The 19152-nt window shown below is 67.5% G+C and carries 9 protein-coding genes and 2 pseudogenes; 4 read left to right on the top strand and 7 right to left on the bottom strand.

What is annotated here, in order from left to right:
- Positions 1-198: 198 nt before the first annotated feature.
- From ACWEMJ_RS07665 to ACWEMJ_RS07640, 6 genes and pseudogenes are all read right to left on the bottom strand, one after another.
- Positions 199-503: pseudogene (locus ACWEMJ_RS07665) on the bottom strand (SAM-dependent methyltransferase); the annotation flags it as partial.
- A gap of 6 nt (positions 504-509) precedes the next feature.
- The gene (locus ACWEMJ_RS07660) at positions 510-1259 is read right to left on the bottom strand and encodes a transposase family protein (protein WP_452136047.1); all 750 of its coding nucleotides are present in this window, start codon (positions 1257-1259) and stop codon (positions 510-512) included.
- A gap of 224 nt (positions 1260-1483) precedes the next feature.
- A complete protein-coding gene (locus ACWEMJ_RS07655; RefSeq protein ID WP_452136046.1) occupies positions 1484-2215 on the bottom strand; it encodes a hypothetical protein in 732 nt (243 codons plus the stop codon).
- 116 nt (positions 2216-2331) lie between these two features.
- Complete coding sequence (locus ACWEMJ_RS07650; RefSeq protein WP_452136045.1) at positions 2332-9255, bottom strand: polymorphic toxin-type HINT domain-containing protein; 6924 nt, start codon at positions 9253-9255, stop codon at positions 2332-2334.
- 166 nt (positions 9256-9421) lie between these two features.
- Positions 9422-13675: a LamG domain-containing protein gene (locus tag ACWEMJ_RS07645; RefSeq protein WP_452136044.1), complete on the bottom strand. Its 4254-nt coding sequence runs from the start codon at positions 13673-13675 to the stop codon at positions 9422-9424.
- A gap of 1971 nt (positions 13676-15646) precedes the next feature.
- Positions 15647-16351 (bottom strand): hypothetical protein, encoded by a 705-nt coding sequence (locus tag ACWEMJ_RS07640; protein WP_452136043.1) that lies wholly within the window; start codon positions 16349-16351, stop codon positions 15647-15649.
- Between the two features lie 109 nt (positions 16352-16460).
- On the opposite strand from ACWEMJ_RS07640, the gene ACWEMJ_RS07635 reads away from it, so the two are divergent.
- The 4 genes from ACWEMJ_RS07635 to ACWEMJ_RS07620 all read left to right on the top strand — a co-directional run bounded on the left by ACWEMJ_RS07635 (position 16461) and on the right by ACWEMJ_RS07620 (position 18237).
- Entirely contained in the window at positions 16461-16895 is a 435-nt protein-coding gene (locus ACWEMJ_RS07635) for an Hsp20/alpha crystallin family protein (RefSeq protein ID WP_452136042.1), read from the top strand.
- Between the two features lie 116 nt (positions 16896-17011).
- Positions 17012-17305 carry an STAS domain-containing protein gene (locus ACWEMJ_RS07630; RefSeq protein WP_452136041.1) on the top strand — a complete coding sequence of 98 codons (294 nt, stop codon included), beginning with the start codon at positions 17012-17014 and terminating at the stop codon, positions 17303-17305.
- Positions 17306-17376: 71 nt separating this feature from the next.
- Positions 17377-17781, top strand: a complete 405-nt coding sequence (locus ACWEMJ_RS07625) for a DUF2267 domain-containing protein (protein WP_452136040.1) — start codon at positions 17377-17379, stop codon at positions 17779-17781.
- Positions 17782-17838: 57 nt separating this feature from the next.
- Complete coding sequence (locus tag ACWEMJ_RS07620; protein ID WP_452136039.1) at positions 17839-18237, top strand: DUF2267 domain-containing protein; 399 nt, start codon at positions 17839-17841, stop codon at positions 18235-18237.
- Between the two features lie 350 nt (positions 18238-18587).
- Here ACWEMJ_RS07620 and ACWEMJ_RS07615 read toward each other — a convergent pair.
- Positions 18588-19001, bottom strand: a pseudogene (locus ACWEMJ_RS07615) (transposase); the annotation flags it as partial.
- Positions 19002-19152 lie beyond the last annotated feature (151 nt).

The raw sequence follows: 19152 nt of genomic DNA, 5'->3' as shown, positions 1-19152 counted from the left end.
GGTCCGCACCGCCAGGGTGTCGCCGGTGGCACCGAGCGCGGCGGGGACGCCTGCCGGCAGTCGGCTGGATCCGGGCGGAGGTCACTGTCCACCGGGCCTTGGGCGGCCTCCCAATTCCGGAGCCATTTGCCCATGGTGCCCTCCGACGCCCCGTAGCCGACGGCGAGCACGATCATCGGGGTTCGGGCCTCGGGGTGGTGCCGTGACGATCAGGGTGCCGATAGGGCCCTCGGTCGGGGCGTCGAGCACGGTGGCGTCCACCGACTCGAAGCCGCTGTGCCGTAGCAGGCCAGCCCATCTGCGGGGCGTGTAGGAGTAGCGGTACGTGTACAGCGCCCTTCCGGCGAAACCGCCCGTGTAGATGTCCTGTGGGCCGTAGGCTCCGGGGATGGCGGGGGGGGGGGGGGCTGCGAGAAGGCCAGAGTGCCGCCGGGGTTCAGGCGGGATGCGATGAGGGGCAGCAGTTTCAGCGGGGCCGTGAACCAGACCGCTCCGAACACCGAGCCTTTTCAGCGGTGAAGCTCAAGGGTGAGGACTGCCTTGGCTGCTGACGTCAGCCAGTTCGGGCTGCAACTGGCATGTCGGAAGATCCGCCAGCGCTTGACGGTGGCAACGCCGCGTTCGACGGGGTAACGGAGCCGGGCGTCGGCCCGGCTCAGCGACCGCTGTCCGACGGTCAACTCCTTGCGGGCAGGGCGTCTGGTAGGCACGGCGAAGGTGCCACCCGCGCCGGTGTAGGCCATGTCGGCCAGGGCCAGGACGCGTAGCCGGATACAGGTCTTGACGATGCGGCGGGTGCGGGCGGCGGTCAGGTCGTGGGTGCAGCCCGGCAGGGCGCGGGAGATCCACACGAGCTTGCCTGTCGGGCCGGTGATGACCTGGTGGTTGACGCCGTGGCGGCGGTGCTTCCCCGAGTGGTCGGCGCGGCCGTCGCCGACGCGGTCGCACTCGGCGAGGGTTCCGTCGACCAGGACGTACTCCGCATCGGCGTCGCGCAGGGCCCGCGTCAGACCGGGCGCCTTCCGGGCCAGCAGGTCGGTGACCTGGTGGACGTAGGCGCGGGCGGTACCGACGCTGATCCGGAAGCCGGCGGTGATCTGGGCGAGGGTGTCGTGCTTGCGCGGGTACGCCAGTGCGACCAGGGCCCGCTGGGACGGCCGGAGCTTGCACCGTTGGTCACCCTCGCGGGTGACGATGAGCATGGTGACCCACTCGACGCGCGCGTGCGGCAAATCCAGTGCGGCAGGACAGGTGACCAAGGAGGGTTCCTGGCTGATTATTTGAGATGTTAGAAATCTCGCTCAACCGTCCGGGAACATCGTTCGTTCTGCCCTCATTCCGAGCATCCGGCTGTCACCCGATCGGTGGCCACCTTGAAAATGCTCACTGCCTTCAAACCCCGGAAGCCTCACCGGAACGAGCATTCCGGTGAGGCCTTTGGCGCGCCGCTACACGAATTCAGGATATTGAAATCGATCGAATTTCAGAGCAGACCTAGGACCTCGCCGCTCCACCCTAGAGCCTGCGGAGAATGCCAGTGTGGACGCCCGCCACTAATGGCGATATCGCGGCCTTCGGAAATTGCATCGTGATACGAAGCACCGAGAGAAATAACTCGCTGAATCAGAGACCTGGCTTCCCCGTGGAATCCTCGGCTGACTAGGAACTCCAGCAGGTCTTGCCCAAATCCGATTGGGCGGAGGAGTGCGTCTGGCACCACGTCAGCCAAATTCTCAGGGGCCGCAGAGGAGCTGAACCATGGCAATGCAACCTCTCTTGCGTGTTCACACAGCCTATCGACGACTGCAAGCCTATTGGAAGGAAGAGTGACGATTGCCTTGGCCTCCCGCGAGATGTCAAGGAAGCTGGTGGCGCAAACAATTCCCTCTACAGATTCAGGACGCTCAACTGTGAGGCCAGGATTGGACTTCCTCCATGCTTTGAGTCCTTCATCGAAGACTTCCAGGCTCACAATGCTGAACTCGATCAACTTTCCCGCCTTGTTCCAGCGGCTGCCTTCGAGGCACATGCGCTCAAGTCGCCCATCAAGGCGACGCTCCAAACTAGTTCGACCCTTGAGCCAATGAAAGCCGTCCCGCTCCAACCGATACGCCATCCACTCTCCGGCAGCCAGAAGGACTTCCTTGGGGCCTTCAAGTTCGATCAACCGTTCAGCCAGATGTGTCGCCGAACGCCCTTGCTCATTGGTAGCCATGACCCCCATTATGCCGCATCCATCGACGCTTGCGCGGTGGATCTTTCCCGCCTGGCGGTAGATAAGTAGCCACAAAACGGGCTCGGAGCGCCAAAGCACTCCGAGCCCATTTCTTGTCACGGATTACATACGCCACATTGCCAATGGTCGATTTCCAGCGGCATCGTCACCGTACTGCCCTTTTTCAGTCCATACTGTTCAAGCTTGCTCGTATTGAGGATTACCCCACGGCTCGTTAGCTCTGGGTATCCGACGGCTTGATGATCTGACACTGTCGCTCCACCCACCTTGGATTCAACAGCAACCCAGTTGCCATTCGGAGTTCGCGCGACGAAGTCTGCAATGAAGACATCGCCATTGCTGTTGATGAATCTCACCTGTGGGGTGATATCCGTGTATCCACCGTTCTGGAGTCTATCAAGCGATGCCGCTTCGCCAATCGCGCCGTGCGGAACCCCATCTATAGGGCATTCTCCGACGTTGTGCACCAGTACCGGCGTATTTCCAGCGAGTACATAGTACGTGTGAATGTCCCGAACGGTGAGGTTGTATGCCTCCATCGTTTCAAGCAGAGGCATCGTCGCCTCCACTCGGGCAAGAACTCCGTCGGTGGTGCGAACCGTGTCGCCGGCCTTGATGTCGGATGCTCCGATCCAGGCGTGGCGTCCTTCCACCCAGAAAGGATGGTGATCGGTAGCGGTAATCGTGGAACCATCGCCACTGAGGGTGATCGTTGTAAATTCGCGATCGTCAGGGGTGGCGATTGTCGCGTCCACCTTCTTCGCTGCAGTTTCCCCCGTCTCGGGGTCCGTGGCAAGAACTTCGTCCCCGAGTTCGAGGTCTTCGATCTTTTTTGTTTGACCGTCCGACATGAGGACTAGAGTTCCGGAAGGGAAGCTGTTGGCGCATCCAAGGGCAGTCAAAGCGACGTTTTTAATGATGTCGCCAAGTCCGCCACGGCGTGATTTGTCGAACCGGTGCCCTCGAAATTGTGGAGCGAGCAACTGCATGAGCTCGCTGCCAGCATTCTGGGTCGATATATAGACCGCCGCTGATGTCGCAATCGAACTGGCAAGGCTGTACATGCTGCTCGGGCATTTCATGCCCACGCAGAGAAGCATGGCGTCCTGCCTGAGGCCGCTAAGCGTTCCAAACTGCTGTTCCGGCCTGCCGAGCCGCGGGTCCAGATCATCGGGAGTCCGGCCCTGTGCGCCCAACCTTTCGAAGAATCGCCTGGTGTATTCGTACTTTCCGGACCAGGTGTTGTCGACGTCGATGCCGGGCCAAATGTTCGTCCAGCCGGTGTCGTCATCCAGACTTCCGCCGCTGTCAGGGCTTCCGCCAGGTGCCGCGCCTCCGCCAGTGCCGGAGGAAGGACAGTTCGCGAGTTCGCCGCCGCAATTCAGCATGAGGCCACTCGGGTCGCTGAAGGTGAGTGGGTTGTTGTTGCTGTAGGTGTACCCCGCGAGCGACTGAGGGTCGGTTGTGACGATGATCGGGTCGACGCTGGTGAAGCGTCCGATGGTGGGGTCGTAGTCGCGGGCTCCGAGGTGGGTGAGGCCGGTGGGTTCGTCGGTGCCGCCGAGGAAGCCTCGGGTGCCGGCCCAGGTGGTGGGGGCGGTACCACGGGTGGCTCCGAAGGGGAGGGAGTGCCGTTGGGTCATCGCGCCGGTGGCGGCGTCGATGTTGACTTCGGCGGTGCCGTGGTGGTCGTTGGTCTGGAAGGTGAGCTTGTTGTCGTCGGTGCGGATCGCGGTGGCGGAGCCGAGCGGGTAGTAGCGGGTAGCTGCTGCCTTGGTGGCTCCCTTGGCCAGTTTGAGTTCGGTGTTGCCGAGGTAGAGGGTCCAGCTCTCGGCCGCCGGGTTGGCGGTGTCGAGGGTGTGGCCGATCAGGCGGTTGCCGCCCGCGTCGTAGAGGTAGTCGGTGGTTTTGTTGGTGGTCGCAGTGGTGGTGCCGGAGGTGGTCTTCACCGTGTCGACGAGCCGGGTCAGTTTGTTCTCGGCGTCCCAGGTCAGCGTCTGGTCGCTGGTCTGGTTCCCGGTCGGCTTGAGGTGGCGACCGCTGGTGTTGCCGGTGCTGTCGTACTCGTAGCTCTGTACCACGGGGGTGCCGGCGGCACCGGTGATCGTGCTGGTGGAGGTGAGGCTGTGCGGGCGGGCTGCGGTGGGCGCCGGATAGGTGTAGGTAGTGGTGGAGTCCTGCCCGGTGTTACCGCTTGTGTCGTGCCGGGTCTCGGTGGCCCGGGTGCCGTTGGTGTAATAGGTCCAGCTGGTCCAGTACGGCGCCGGGCCGCCGAGCTTGGTGCCGTCGGGGGCAGAGCAGGAGCCGGTGTTGGGGGTGTATGCCTCGGTCAGTCGGGCGAGGTAGTCGTACGTGAAGCACTGCCGGTCGGTGCCGGAGCTGGAGTTGTCGGTGACGGAGGTGACGTTGCCGGCCTGGTCGTAGGTGTAGGCCGCGGCCCGTGCGGGCGTGGCGATGCCATACCGGTCGGTGCGGCTGGTTGCCAGGCGCTGGGTTCCCCGCTCGTAGGTGTTGGTGACCAGGATTTCCTTGCCGGCGGTGCCGTTGAGCTTCGTCTGTACCGGCTTGCCGGTGAGGCTGTAGTCCTGGCCTGTCTGGTAGGTGTAGCCGCCTGTCCCGGTGACCCCGGTGAGCCGGTTCAGAGTGTCGTAGTTGAACGTCATCAACTCGCTGGGAAGGTTGCCGGCCGCCGGGTAGACGGCGGTCCTGACCTGGCCGTCGAGGCGGTAGATGGTGCCGCTGACGTAGTTGCCGGCGAAGGCTTCCTGCCCGGGGACGGGTGGGATCGTGACCGTCGTGCGGGTCGGGCGCGCGAGGGCGTCGAACAGCGAGTAGGCGGTCGTGTACTGGTAGGTGGTCCCGCCGACGGTGCTGTAGCGGGTGCTGGACGCCAGCAAACCCTTGTTGCCCGCCGGGTCCCACGCCTGCGAGGTCAGCAGCGGTCCGGTGGCCGATCCGCTGCGGGTCTCGGTCAGGCGGCCGAGGTTGTCGTAGACATTGGCGATGGTGCTACCGCGCCCGTCGGTGGTGCTAGTGACCTCGCCCCGGTCGTTGTAGACCTTGACAGCCGTTCCGCTGTCGGGGTCGACCGCCTTCGTCTGCTGACCGAGCTGGTTGTACAGCCAGGACCAGCTGGTGCCTACAGGGTCGGTCAACTTGGTCAGGTTGCCGGCCTTGTCGTAGCCGTAGGTGGTGGCGTCGTAGGCCCCTGTCGGCGTTGCGGCCTTGTACTGACGCAGTTCGGTGGTACGCCCTTCCGCGTCGGTTATGACAGTGGTGGGCGTTCCGCCGATGGGCGGGGTGACAGTGACCCGGTCGCCGTTGTACTCGGTGAGCGTGGAGAACAACGGGGTGCCGACGCCGTTGCCAGCCAAGACCGTCGATTTGACAGCGCGTCCGAGGCCGTCATAGTCAACCGCAGTCTGCGTCTCCAGGCCTTCGGTCAATTTGGGGTTCGAACTGAAAGTCTGCAGTTGACTCGATGGCAAACCATCAGCGTAGTAGGGGGCGTAGGACAGTGAGGTCAGGCCGCGTTCGTTGTAGAAGGTGTCGGTGAGAACTCGGCCGCCGTTCTGTCCAGGCGCCTGGGTCTGACGTGCACGCGCGAAGCCGTCGTAGATGGTGTATACGGTCTGCTGTGAGCCGTCTTCGTTGAGCGTCTTCGTGGCGACGGCGGCAGCCGTGTTCTCCGCGACGGTATAGGCGTACTCCTGGTTGGGGTTGCCCTGGCCGATCCGGTCGTGCAGCCACACCCTGAGGGTGCGTCCGAGGGCGTCGTACTGGATCTCGGTGCGACGGTTGTTGGTGTCGATGCTGCCCTTTGCCTGACCGCGCTTCAGGTCGAAGTCGGTGGTGGTTGTCTGTGTGGTCGTGCTGTTTCCGGCCGTTGCAGGTGGAGTTGTCACCACCGTTTTGGTGGGGCGGCCGTTTGCCGGGGTGAAGGCGGTGCTGGTGGTCCGGGCGTTCGAAGACACCGTGGTGACCGGGCTGGTGGCGCCGGTAGTGTCGTAGATAGTGGTGGATGCCAGCTGGGTGTCGTTCAGGGCCCGGCCGTATCCGTCATAGGTGGCGGTGTTGTCCAGGTAGGTGGCACTGGTGCCGCTTCGGGACTTGAGGGACTCCACCATAGTGATGTCGCCCTTTGTCGGGGCGGTGCCGAAGTCCTGTCCGTCGTACCGGTACCGGGCATCGGAGAGCACGGCGGAAGTGCCGTCGGCTTTGGTATCGCGGTCGACAGTGGCTGCACAGGTAGCTGCAACAGTCTCAACTCGTGAAACCAGACTGAGGATCCATGCCGAAGTGTTGTCCACGTAGGTGGAGCGAGCGCACTTCTCGTCGCCAGTGACCGAGACATCGCCGAGGTTTTCGGTCATGGTGGTACGCCCGTAGTCGTCAAATGTGATGTTGCCGCGGGTCTCGCGCCAATTGCCGCCTGTACCCTTGTCGAGCGATGTGAAGGCGCGATTGGTGGTGGTGCCAGTCAGATTCGCGGTGGTGGTACCCCAATCACGGACCCGTTTCGCGGTCTCCTTCTTCCACGGTGTACTGATTGCCTTGTTGAGCACGACGCCGCCGGGCTTGTCGTACTGCTCTGACCGATACTCGAAGCCTGCCCACGCGTCGTCGTCGGCGAGGGTGGTGCCCTCGCCGTCGTTGACGGTGACGGTGCGCTTGCTGTTCTTATCGGACGGGTTGTTGCGGTCGCCGTCCATGCCGCGCAGGTACCAGTGGTCGTCCTGGGTGGACATGGTGGCGTTGCCGCCGGTCTCGACCCGGACGTGGGTGTAGCCGCGCCATTGGGACCAGGTTTTGAGCTTCTCCTTGGTCAGGCCGTCCTCGTCGTCGAAGTGCCAGGCGGCGTCGCCGAGGTAGGTGTAGTGGGTGACCGTGTCCGGTGCGCCGCCGGTGCGGTCGGTGGCTTTGACCGCGTCGACGACGTACTTGTTGAACCACTCCGTGGTGACCGGGCCGTCGGGGGAGGCTTGGTACATCTGCGGGAAGCAGCGGGTGGTGTTGGTCTGCGGGGTGGGCAGGCCAGCCCAGGTGCAGGCCTCGCTGGAGTAGTTGATGTCGATCTGGCCGCCGAGTTCGTCGGTGATCGTGCCCAGGCGCTGCTTGACGAACGGCATCCGGCCGTCACCGGTCTTGTCGAGCCGGTTGGCCATCTGCCTGTAGGCAAGGGTGGTCTTCGGCAGGGCGACGGCCGGGGTGGCGGAGTTGCCGGTGTGCTTGATCGAGTCCAGCAGCAGCTGGTAGTCGTAGTCGGCAGTGCCCCACTTGTGCGTCAGGTCCCAAGTGTCGACGGCCGCGTAGCTGCCGTCGGACTGGAGGGTCTTGGCGACGACCTGGGTCAGGCGGGTACGGGTGAAGAAGGCCGGTGCGAAAGTGTTGGTGCAGTCGGTGCCATCCTTGCAGTTCTGGTCCCACGGAGTGTCGTACCAGTACACCTGGTTGGTGTCGACCGACGTGGGGTTGCAGAGTGATGCGTTGGCTTCGAGGCAGCGTTCGGCGGTGCCGAACTCGACCCGGGCCATCGGTTTAGCGCTCCCGGAGTAGATGTCGTTCTTCTGCTGGCCGTACTCGATGCGGTCGAGACGCCCACCGCGTACGTACGGCGTGCGGTCGGTGGCTTTCAGGTTGCGGCCGTAGTTGTTGGTCTCCGGCGTGTACCAGTAAGTGATGTCGTTGCCGTGGGCGTCGACCACCAGGTCGAGGTTCCACCGCCAGCCCTGCTGGCACCATGAGGCGGCGAACGTCGAGGTGTTGCACGGCTCGCCGGCGTTGTTGCCGAACACCGGCACTGTGTAGACGGACTTGGTCTCCGGCATGTCCGACGTCCAGTTCGGCAGGCGGTTGTAACCGAAGTAGTACGTGGTGCCGTCGGGCGTGGTTGCCTTGAAGTACTCGCCGTCGTTGTCGCCGTTGGCGCGGGAGGTGTCGCGAACCCGGACGACCTTGATGTTGTCATCGTTCTTGATCCGCCACTCGTCGGCGGAGACGGGGATCAGTTCGCCGGAGTGGCCATCGAAGCTGATGGTGGCGTTGTCGGTGCCCCAACACAGGTCGCCCGGACTGATGGTGTTGGTCTTGGGCGCGTCGTCATCTGCGCATGGCTTGTAGGAGCGATCGACGAAGCCCGGGGCCATGTCGAAGCCGTCGCCGGCCCAGGAGGCCTGGTTGTTGCTGTTGGAGGTCCGGCCGTCGATGGCGCCGGAGTTGTAGGCCAGGCCGAGCTTCGGCGTGAGGCCGCCGGGCATTGCCGTCAGCGGCATGCCGTACGACCAGGTGAACGATCCGCTGTTCAGCGAGGTCGACCACGTCGACGCCGAGGACAGCGGGGTGGCTTTGTAGTCGCCGCCCGGCCCGGCCGAGTCCGCGGCAGTTCCCAGTACGATCGGGGCGTTGGCCGCTTGGACGCGGGTGGAGTCTGCCGGGGTGGCGGTCAGCGCGTCCGCCTTGACCGTCTGCGCTTCGAGGTCGTTGCCGCCGGGAAGCGGCGTCTGCTCGCGGCATTCCGGGAGCTGCGGAGTGGTCAGTGCACAATCGGGCAGGCGCACCAGCTTCAGCCGGGAGCCGTACCCGGAGCCAGCCGCGCGGGCGAAGGACGAGTAGTCGACGGCCACGCCCGAGGCTTCGTCCACGCCGGTGATGGTGAAGAGCATGCCGGTGATCCCGGCCTTGGCAGCGGCACCCTGGCCGAGCACCTCGACCTGGGCTTTTCCAGCGGTGCCGGCCGAGGTGATGGAAATCGGCAGTTTGCCGGCCTTGGCCTTCTTCCCCTTCTTGCCGGGGACGTCGGCGGTGGCCTTGCCCTTGCCGGGCAGGGTGCCTTGCTTGCTGTCCGGCTTGCTGACGGTGGTGTCGGCCGGGCGGTCTTTAGTCTTGGCGTCAAGCGTCTTGACCGGTTTTTCGTTCGAGACGGCCGACGGTGGCGTGTAGGTGTCGGCGGCCGCCGCGGCGGCCAGTGGCAGCGTCGGCAGCAGTGACCCGACCAGGGTAGCCGCGATGGTCGCGGACACCCTGCCCCGGGCCCGCCGCACGACGGACCTTCCTGAACTCATATGCTGGGTTTCCTTGTTCGAAATCGACATTCGGAATCAACCCGCCGGGCGGTTGCCGGACGGGTGGCAGAAGGGCCGGGCCGGACGGCAGGGTGCCGCCCGGCCCAGGAAGAGGGACGGAGGATCAGACGCCGGCAGCGGTGGGAATCTCGATGTTGTAGTCGGCGAGGCCGGCAACCTGCTCGCCCGTCAGGACGCCCTGGTAGACCCAGACGTCGTCGAGTTCACCGGAGAAGTACTCGCCCCAGGCGCCACCCGAGCGGTTGCGGCCGAACTGAAGGCCGTCGGTCGCCTCGTACGGCGTCGAAGTTCCGGTGATGGCGGTGCGTGGCACGCAACCGGTGGACCCCAGAGGGCAGTACACGTTCCCCGTGATTCCGTTGACGTAGAGGGTGAGCCTGCCGACGAGGGCGTCGTAGCTGACAGCGAGGTGGGTCCAGTTCTGCCACAGCGAGGTGCCGGGGGCGCGGGCCACCAGTGTTCGGGCGGCTCCGGTGGCGGCGTCGGTGGAGCGGAGCTCGGCCTGCCATTCGCCGTTGGGCTGCCCGTTGGCGTCCTGGCCGAGGTAGTGCCAGCGCAGCGTGACCGCGCTGTTGGCGGTGCCGGGCAGGGAGAGCACCGTCATGTCCCGGGTGGGGATGCCTGCGGTGTTCGCCCACGCGGCAAGGGTGAAGCTCTGGCTGGTGTGCAGCGGGGTGGTGCCGGTGGCCGCGTAGCCGGTGGTGCCGTCCAGCAGCAGGGTGCCGGGGTTGGGCAGCATGCCGCCGGCGCTGTTGATGGAGGCTCCGCCGTTGAGTGTGGCGCCGCGTTGGGCGGGGCCTTCGTCGGGGGTGACGGCCGGGGTGCCGGCGACGGCGTTGAGCTTCCAGCGGCCGGCCAGCTGCGGGCGTTGCTGCACGATCGCCGCGACCTCCGGCCCGGTGACGATCCGGTCGAACAGGCGCACGTCGTCGATGTCGCCGCCGAAGAAGTCGGTGTTGACGCCCTCGCGGTTGCCGGCCCCGATCTGCAGCGGGCCGGGGTTGGCCCACGGCGAGTCCTGGGTGTAGTCGGTCTCGCCGGCGAGGCGGCCGTTGAAGTAGAAGCGCAGCTTCTTCGCGGTGGTGTCGTTGATGCCCACCAAGTGTGTCCACTCGCCGTTGCTGCGGCAGGGGTAGGGCGTGGGCTTGATAGGGCCGTCGATGAAGCAGTCGGGTTGTGAGACGCGGACCATGGTGTCGGCGGCGGTGTCCTCCTTGTACCGGCCGAAGACCCACTTGCCCGAGGTGCCCGAGTAGTAGAGGGCGAACTCGCTGTTGTGCTGGCCGATCTGGCTGATGACGACCCTGTTCGTGGGGTCGCCCAGTGCGGGTGGGGGCAGCTTCACCCAGGCCGAGACCGAGAAGTCCCGGGTTCCGTCGACCTGCGGCCGGGCGGTGCGCAGGTAGCCGGTGGAGCCGTCGGGGCGGACGGCCTGGCCCGCGATGCCGGGCACGTTGGTCTGCACCGACCCGTACGCCGTCAGGGAGTCCGTTTCGGGTGCGCCCTTGACGGTGGCGGTGCCGCTCTCGTCGAGGTGCCAGACGGCCTTGGCCGGCATGCCCGTGGTGCTCTGGTCGGCGGCGACCTGCGCGGCCTGGGGCCCGGTCAGCGCCCGGTCCCACAGCTTCACTTCGTCGACCGAACCGGGCCACGCTGCGGCCCACTGCCCCTTCCAGCGGTCACGTCCGATCTGTACCGGGCCGTGGCCGTCCCACAGGGCGGACGGGACCTGGGTCGAGCCTGCCGCCACACCGTTGACGTACAGCAGGATCGAGTGTGCCGCGGAGTCGTACACGCCGGTCAGGTGGGTCCACTGGCCGGTCTGCGCGGCGTTCGCGCTGACCACGAAGGTGGTGCTGTCGGAGTCGCCCGGCGCACTCTGGACCTTGAACGCCCAGCGGCTTTCGGTGCCGACCATGGACGTGCCCAGGGTGAACGCGTAGTAGTTGGGGCCGTTCTGGCTCACCGCGACCCGGCTCGTGGTGGCGCCGTTGAACTGCACCCAGCTCGACACCGAGAAGCTCCGCGAGGTGTCGAGCACCGCCGCCTCGGTCTGCGCGTAGCCGGTCGCCGCGTCGCCGTTGAACGCCATGCCGTTGTTGACCCGGCCCGCGGAGCCCGCGGTGGCGCCGGATCCGAGGGTGGCGGGAACCTCGGCGCCGCTGCCGTTCAGGTTGCCGTCCATGTTCCAGCCCGCGCGCTGCCCCTGGCCCGCCAGGACGTTGAAATAGAACGTCTCGGGCTGGGAGGCGTTGCCCGCTCCGTCGATCGCGCGCGCCCAGAGGAAGTGCAGTCCGGGAGTCTCCGGAAGCGCCTTGACGGTCTGCGAGGCGCCGCCGCTGGTTGCGACCTCACCCTTGGTGGTGGATGAACTGTCCAGGCCCCACTGGTACTTGACCACATCGGTGGATGCCGACTTGACGGTGAACGAGCCGTAGCGGCCGACGCCGTCGATCCACGGAAGCGCCGCAGTGGCGTCACTGGAACCCGGATAGGTCGGGGACGTGATCACCGGCCCCTGCGGGGCGGAGGTGTCGACGGTGAAGTAGCACGCATAGGGGTCGCCCTCCGAGGACCAGTCGCCCCACGCGGCACCGTCCCAGGCCCGCGCCTCCCAGCTGAGCTGAGTGCCCTGCGGCAGATCTGCGGGCAGGCTCCACGAGAAGATCGAGCCGTTGTCCTTGAACGTGTCGGATTCCGGCGCGGCGCCCTCGGAGCCGGTGGACCACCAGCGGCGGCGCATGCCGTCCCCGGCGTCCCACGAGACCGCGAACTGTACGCCGATCGCCTCACCGTCCGGATCGGTGGCCTTGACGGTCACCTGCGGCATCTTGTTGATGCGCACCGGCTGGGCCTGGCAGGCGCCGCCCGGAGAGGACGCCATGTCGGCGTTCGGGATCTGGTTTGGCTTCAGGTTGTAGTAGACCTGCAGGTAAGCACCGTCGGTGAACCGCTTCCAGCCGTTCAGGTCGCTCTCGTTCTGCGCCCTCAGGCCGAAGGTGATGGTCTGCCAGCCCCAGTTGGCGCCGTCCTGGACGAGCCGCTTCAGGTTGGAGTCCACGTCACCGCCCCACTCCAGCCAGCCCGGGTCGCAACCGGAATTGCCCTTCGCCGCCGTGATGTCCTGGATGTGACGCAGCCAGAAGCCGCTGTTGTTCTGGGCATTCCAGTTCAGGCCGGGGTAGATGGCGCCGCTGTGCCACAGCTCGACCGCGCGCGGCTTGGAGCAGTCGTAGGTGTGGCTCTCGTAAGTGCCGAACGTGGCGCGGATGACCTGCTTGCCGACGAACGACCCGGTGGGCACCTGGAAGAACGCCCGCTTCACGTCGGTCGGCGCGCACCTGGTGGTGTCACCGCAGTAACCGACACCCCAGTCGTGGACGGGGGTGGAGTCGTAGGTGAAGTGCCAGTACGCCTGGTTCGGGTAGTACCGCGAGACACCGGCCCATTCGGTAGCTGCCGGCGTGTTCCAGGCCGGGTCGATCGTCACCGGGAAGACCGTCTTCGGGTCGTCCAGCATGGCCTGGTCCGGGGTCAGACGCATCTCGTTCTTGGTCAGGTCGACCTTCAGCGGCGCGACCCTCGCGCCGTCGCCCGGTTCGCTGCCCGCTGTCGACGAGGCCCCGGCCGCAGTGCGAGACGTGGCTTCGGAGTCGGCCGACAGCCCGGCGGAGGCTGCTGCAGGTGTCGAGGAGTCCCACATCAGCGGGGGCGGCGCCTCGAAAACGGTCCCCCCGCCGGAGGCGTCCACCGCAGACAGCGAGCCGTCAACCTCCTGGCGTACCGTCAGGTCGCCCGACTCCAGCCCCAACCGCAACTGGTCCAGCTCGGGGTTCTTGGCGGCCTCGGCGGTGTGCACCACGACGAGCTGGGTGAATCCGGTTTTCGTGGCGGTCAGCCGCAGGTCCACGTCCGGCAGGATCTCCCGGTACTCGGCCGTGGAACCCTCCACCACCGGCTTCGGTAGCGCCTTCGGCCAGGAGACCTTCAACTCCTTGCCGGCCCGCACCATCCGCACCAGCGGCTGCCCGCTGCCGCCACCGGAGAACTCGACCTCGGCGGTCGCCGCCTTCGGCGCCACCGCGCCGCTCGACAGCACCGCGAGCGTGGGATCGAGATCCACCCACCCGCCCGCCTTGCGCACCCGCTTTGGCTGCACGTAGGTCGTCGACAACAACTTGCCGTCCGGCTGCGCGACGACATCGGAGTTCTCACTCCGCAGGGCTTCGACCTCCACCGGCTTCCCGGTCCGCCGCGCCTCCGCGACCGCCAGCGTCTCCGCCGAATCACTCGGCGGTGTCGGTGCCGCAGAGTTCTGCGGCGGCACCTCTCCCGCCGCCAGTGCCGAACCGGCCACGCCCGGTATCCCGAACGTGCCCGCCACTATGCCAACGGAGAGAACAGCTGCGGTCCACCCACGCAGCCTCCCCCTCCGCACGGATCTCTCCACGTCACATCCCACAGGGTCTTGGTGATCATCACATGCGAATCGAGATCTTCACGAAGAGACCATGTTCTTGTCAATGATCTTTTGAGTCAAGGCAAATGGCGTGCAAAGGAAGTGAGGCGAGTCTGTCGGATCCCCACTCAAATCGCCCGAATTCGACAGGGGTTTGCAAGCTGATGCGTCTGGGCGGCCAGCTCGCCTGAGGCCGGGCTCAGTTGATGGGACGTCAGGTCGCACTGCGCATGTGTGGGTTTACGTACTGTTCGGCCTCCATTCTCGACTGAGTACTTAGGTCAAGATGCCTGTTGTGGCCAATAGTTCGTAATGATGCCTATTTGCATCGAATCGCCTTGCATAGCGGGGGGCGGCCGAAGTGGCGGCGGTTGGAGGCGGGTATCCGCTTCGGCTTGCGTGCCATCGGGGTTGGCGATGTCGGTAAGCGTGGCGAGTGGGCATCTTGGACCGGCGAGGTCGCTGGTGCGTTCCACGGTGACGAGCATCCTCCCCGATCGGGCGAACAAGGTCGGTGAAGCAGGCGGTACGACGCTCGGCCAGGAGTCGATGCTGGTGGGGCGAGCGATGTTGAGGGGATGGTGACGGTTGGTGACGCCGTCGGTGTCGGTGGTGGGGTCGAGCCGGGCTAAGGCGTCCGGATGGAACTCCTGACAGCGGGCAGTGTGTGGTTAACGCGGGCCGTGCTGGTCTGGCGGGGATGGCCAGGGACGGTTGCGGCGGACGGCGACCGGGGTGGGGAGCGAGCAAGAATCCTCAACGTGCTGGCGGGTCGTTACTCGGAGACCTGCTGTGAGTCGGCCGGATTGCGCCAGCCTCAGGGCCGGGAAGCCAGCGGGGGAGTTTCCATGGCATGCAACCTGATCACGTCGTCCGCGAAGCGCGCGGGCATCACGGTGGCTGCGGCCGCGCTCGTGCTGACCGTGACGGCGGGGTCAGTGCGGCCGCGCCGGCCGAGAGTGCCGCGCAGAGTACGGCGGCGTCTTCGGTTGTCTACTTCAACACGATCCTCAACCAGTGGAGCCGCTGGAGGCCGGACGCGGGAAACTCCAGTCACACCGGCTGACTGCACAAGTGGCGCAACTACTTCAAGTGCTGGAGGATCGGGCAGGGTTACACCTCGCCGGAGACGAGCGGTGTCAGTGCGACCTGGTTGAAGGCCGACGACGACTCCGGCAACGTCAACGTCTACGTCAGCGATGGACGACTGCGGCTACATGTACGACCGGGATCTGCTGCCGAAGTGCACTTCCTGACGGTCGGTGAGAACTGTCGGCCCCGGATAGGAGAGCACCCGTCCAGGGGCCCGCGGCGCACATCCCGGTCGGGGGCTGGCGGCCCGCCGCCTGTGACCGTGTCCAGCCCAGCGCGCGGTGCGGTGGCCGACTGACGCCAGCCGCCGAAGAACCCGCTCTGACGCACAAGGACAACGCCCGGACCGAGCCGGCCAACGGATCTGCCCGGCGGGCCGTGGAGCACCCGGCGAGCAAGTTGCTGCGGTGCCCGCTGTCGCGGTGCCGTCGGTGCCGTAGACCACGGCCTTGCCGTGGTCCAGGAACCCCGGGTCGGCTGTGCGGGTGGACGTCGGGGTGCCGGTCGGCGCGGGCTTTCCGTCCGGGTCGAGGGTCCGGTTCGGCCCGGACGGCGGAGCCGTGGTGCCGGCCTCGGGCGTGGATGCGGTGATCATCGCCACTTCCTGACCGTCCGTGCCCGTGGTGGTAGCCAACTGCGCGGAGGACCGCGACGAAGGGTCCGCGCCCGGCGTGAGCACATCCCGTCCGGGACCGCCGCCGGCACGGGTGCCGGCACCGGCCCGGCCCGGATCCGGTCGTCGATCCGCATTCCGGAGGTCGGCCGGCGACGGCGGGGTCAGGCGCGGCGGCGGTCGCTGGCGTCGCGGAGTTGGGTGGTGCGGTGGGTGAGGGCGTCGAGGCGGGTGGCGAGGTCGTCCTGGGCGGTGCCGAGGTGGGGGCGGACGGCGGCGAGGGGTGCGATGAGGGCGGCGGGGTCGGCGGCGCCGAGGGCGGCGGTCAGGGCGGCCTGTGCCGGGCCGGCGTCGGGGGCGAGCGTGGCCGTGGTGATCCGGGCGGCGAGGACGCGCAGCTCGGCGGCGTGGTCGCGGGCCCAGGCGGTGACCGTCCGGTCGGCGGCCCGGCGGTCGCGGACGGCCTTGACCCGTTCGGCGCCGGTGCCGGACCGCGTTGCGTCGCCGGCGGGCTTGAGGCGCAGGTAGCGGTTCTCGGCGGCCTGGCGGCTGGCCACCCCCATCGGGCGGGCGAGGTCGGCCCAGGTGGCCCCGGCCTCCCTGGCACTCTCCACCAGGCCGGCCTCCCAGCCGGCGAGCTGGGTGCGCAGCTCGCGCAGCAGCACCAGCGCGGCCAGGGCCTGTTCGGGGCCCTCCTGCGGATCAGGACCAGGGACGCTCGGGGGCTGGGACGCGGGGTCCTGGGCGGTGCGGACGGCGTCGTCGATGGCGGCCAGCGCCGCCGCGGCCGCCAGGAACGAGGCGGGCTCGACCGGCGGGGAGGCGTCGGGGGAGGGGCCGGGGGCGGCTCTGCGGGACTTCTCGCTCATGGCGTCACTCTATCGGTGACGCGCCGACTTGTCATCGGATGGATGACGCGCTAGAAAGGAGTCAGGTGAAGCGCACTGGCACCCATTCGATCCATGGAGGTGTTTCGCGATGCTGCTGCGCACTGACCCGTTCCGCGAACTGGACCGGCTGACCCAGCAGTTCCTCAACACGACCGGCACCTGGTCGCGTCCGACGCCGATGCCGCTGGACGCCTACCGGGCGGGCGACGTGTACGTGATCTGCTTCGACCTGCCGGGCGTCGATCCGGACGCGATCGACATCGACGTCGAGCGGAACATGGTGACCGTGAAGGCGGAGCGCCGCCCGCGCCAGGAGGGCGAGGGCATTAAGTGGGAGCTGTCCGAGCGCCCGCTCGGCGTGTTCTCCCGCCAGGTCATGCTCTCCGACACCCTCGACCCCGCCGGGATCACCGCCGACTACGACGCCGGCGTGCTGACCCTGAAGATCCCGGTCGCCGAGAAGGCCAAGCCCCGCAAGATCGCGATCAGCCACAGCGGCGATCGCAAGCAGATCCAGGCCTGACCGGCCGCCGGATGCCGTTCCGGGCCGCCCCTGATCTCTCCCCCCGCGATCGAGAGGGGCGGCCGGAACACCCCCGACCACCGGGCGGGCCCCGCCCGCAGCGACGCGGAAACGCCATGGACGGCCAGGACACCGAACCCTTCACCGTGCAGGTGAACGGCGAGATCGACCTCGACACCGTGCCCTCGCTGCGTCGAGCCCTGGCCGCCGCGATCGACTCGCACCGGGAGGTGGTGCTGGACCTGTCCGAGGTGACGTTCATGGATTGCGCGGGCCTGGGCGCGCTGGTCCGGGCCCGCAACCAGGCCGACCGGTGCGGTGCCCGCCTGGTCCTGCGCGGGGCCGGGCGCCGCGTGGTGCGGCTGCTCGAACTGACCGGCCTGCACCGGTGTCTGACCGCCGAGCCCTGAACGGCGAGCCCTGGGTGGCGAGCCCTGGGCGGCGGCGCGCCGGGCAGGCCGGGGACGGAGGGAGAACCGGGATGACCCTTCGATGGGAGGCGTTCCTGGACGAGGTCCGGGAGCGCGGTGAGTACGACACCCCGCAGGAGGCCGAGCGGGCCGCCCGGGTGGTCCTGGCCCTGCTCGGCGCCCACCTGGTCGGCGACGCGCGGGCCGAACTGGCCGCCCGCCTGCCCGAGAGCATGGCCCTGATCCTGCTCAACCCGCTGCACGCCGCCGAGCCCCTCAGCGCCGAGCGGTTCGTGCGCGCGACCGCGGCCTGGATCGAGGGCGCCACCGAGGCCACGGCCCTGTGGGACATCGGCGCCGTCCTGTCCACGGTGGCCGACGCCGCCGGCGACGACCTCATGGACCACGTCCTGCTCCAACTGCCGCCCGGCTACGACCTGTTGTTCGGCCGCCCCGCCGCCGGGACACGACCCTGACCACCCCTCACCCGCCGCCGGCCCCCCGGCGGCCTGCCCCTGGAAGGCCCCACGGTCATGACTCGCTACCGTCACCTCCTCCAGCAGGTCCGCACGTTCGGCCGCTACTCCACCGACGAGGAGGCCGAACGCGTCCTCGACGCCGTCCTGGCACTCCTCGGCTCCCAGCTCACCGGCGACGAGCGCTGCGACCTCGCCGCCGCGCTGCCCGAGCGGGCCCGCACCGTCCTCGCCGCCCAGATCCCCCTGCCCCGCCCCGTCACCGCCCCCGCCTTCGTCGAAAGCCTCGCCCACACCCTGGGCACCAGCCTCACCGCCGCCCGCTGGGACGCCTCCTCCGTCCTGGCCGCCCTCACCACCCTCACCGACGACACCCTCACCGACCGCCTTCTCGCCCACCTCCCCCGCGGCTACGCCCTGCTCTTCGGCCGCGCGGACTTGGCCGCTGCCGCCTGAACCGGCGGGCCCGATGCCGCCATGACGAGAACCACCGCACGCCGCCGGCCCTGGCCCTGCGCGGCTTGTGCTGTGTGATCCCGCACATGCCGTGTCGTCTCTTCGGTGAAGGTTCCGGGACGCCGTCGGTGATGGGGCTGTTGGACGAGCGCGAGTGTGCCGCCCGGCCGCGGGTGGAGGTTCTGCGGGCCGAGCTGCGGCAGACGGCGCTGTGTGGGAGCGCTTCGCGACTACCCGTCCGACGGCTGCCGAAGTCGGCGGGCAGCCGTTCTTTCGAAGCCGCTGCTGCCCCACTGGCTGCAGCGGCTCTGTCCGGCCCCGCAGGTCGTCCGACACCAACCATGGCGGTCCTTGCCCACGTCGTCGGGGCTGCGCCGGACCAGCTCGACGGTGATGTGTCCTTCACCGCCCCGTGGATGATCACCGCGTCCTTGAAGCCCCGGCCGACCAGGGCCTTCTCCAGGCGCGTCCCGCACCGTCCCGCGGCCTGGTCCAGCAGGGCGATGCCGGCTTCGGTGTCGTGGGCGCTCGCGGCCACGACCACCACGCCGATGACCAGCCCCATCACATCGACGGCCAGTCCCCGTTTCCCGCCGGGCGTCTTCTTGTTCGCGTCCAGCCCCCGTGGCCACCTTCGGCACCCCGGCTGCCGCGCGGACGGGCTGGGTGTCGATGATCACCAGGGACGGGTCCTCCAATCGCCGGGCCCGCTCCCGCGCCTGGCAACGCAGGATCTCCTGGATCCGCTGGTCAAGACCGTCCTGGAGCCCAGGGCCCACTGCCCGTCGGCCAAGTCCGTTGTGTACGGCATCCGTTCTATGAACTCGTAACACGATCTTGGTGATCGTCGCTGGTGGGGCGCTACCGATGTGACGATTCGTCCGTTCGTGATGGCGTGAGCAAGAAGCCGTGGAT

The sequence above is a fragment of the Kitasatospora sp. NPDC004531 genome (assembly GCF_053602195.1).
Note: the sequence above shows the minus strand (reverse complement) of the source record. Positions and strands in the feature narration are given on the sequence as shown.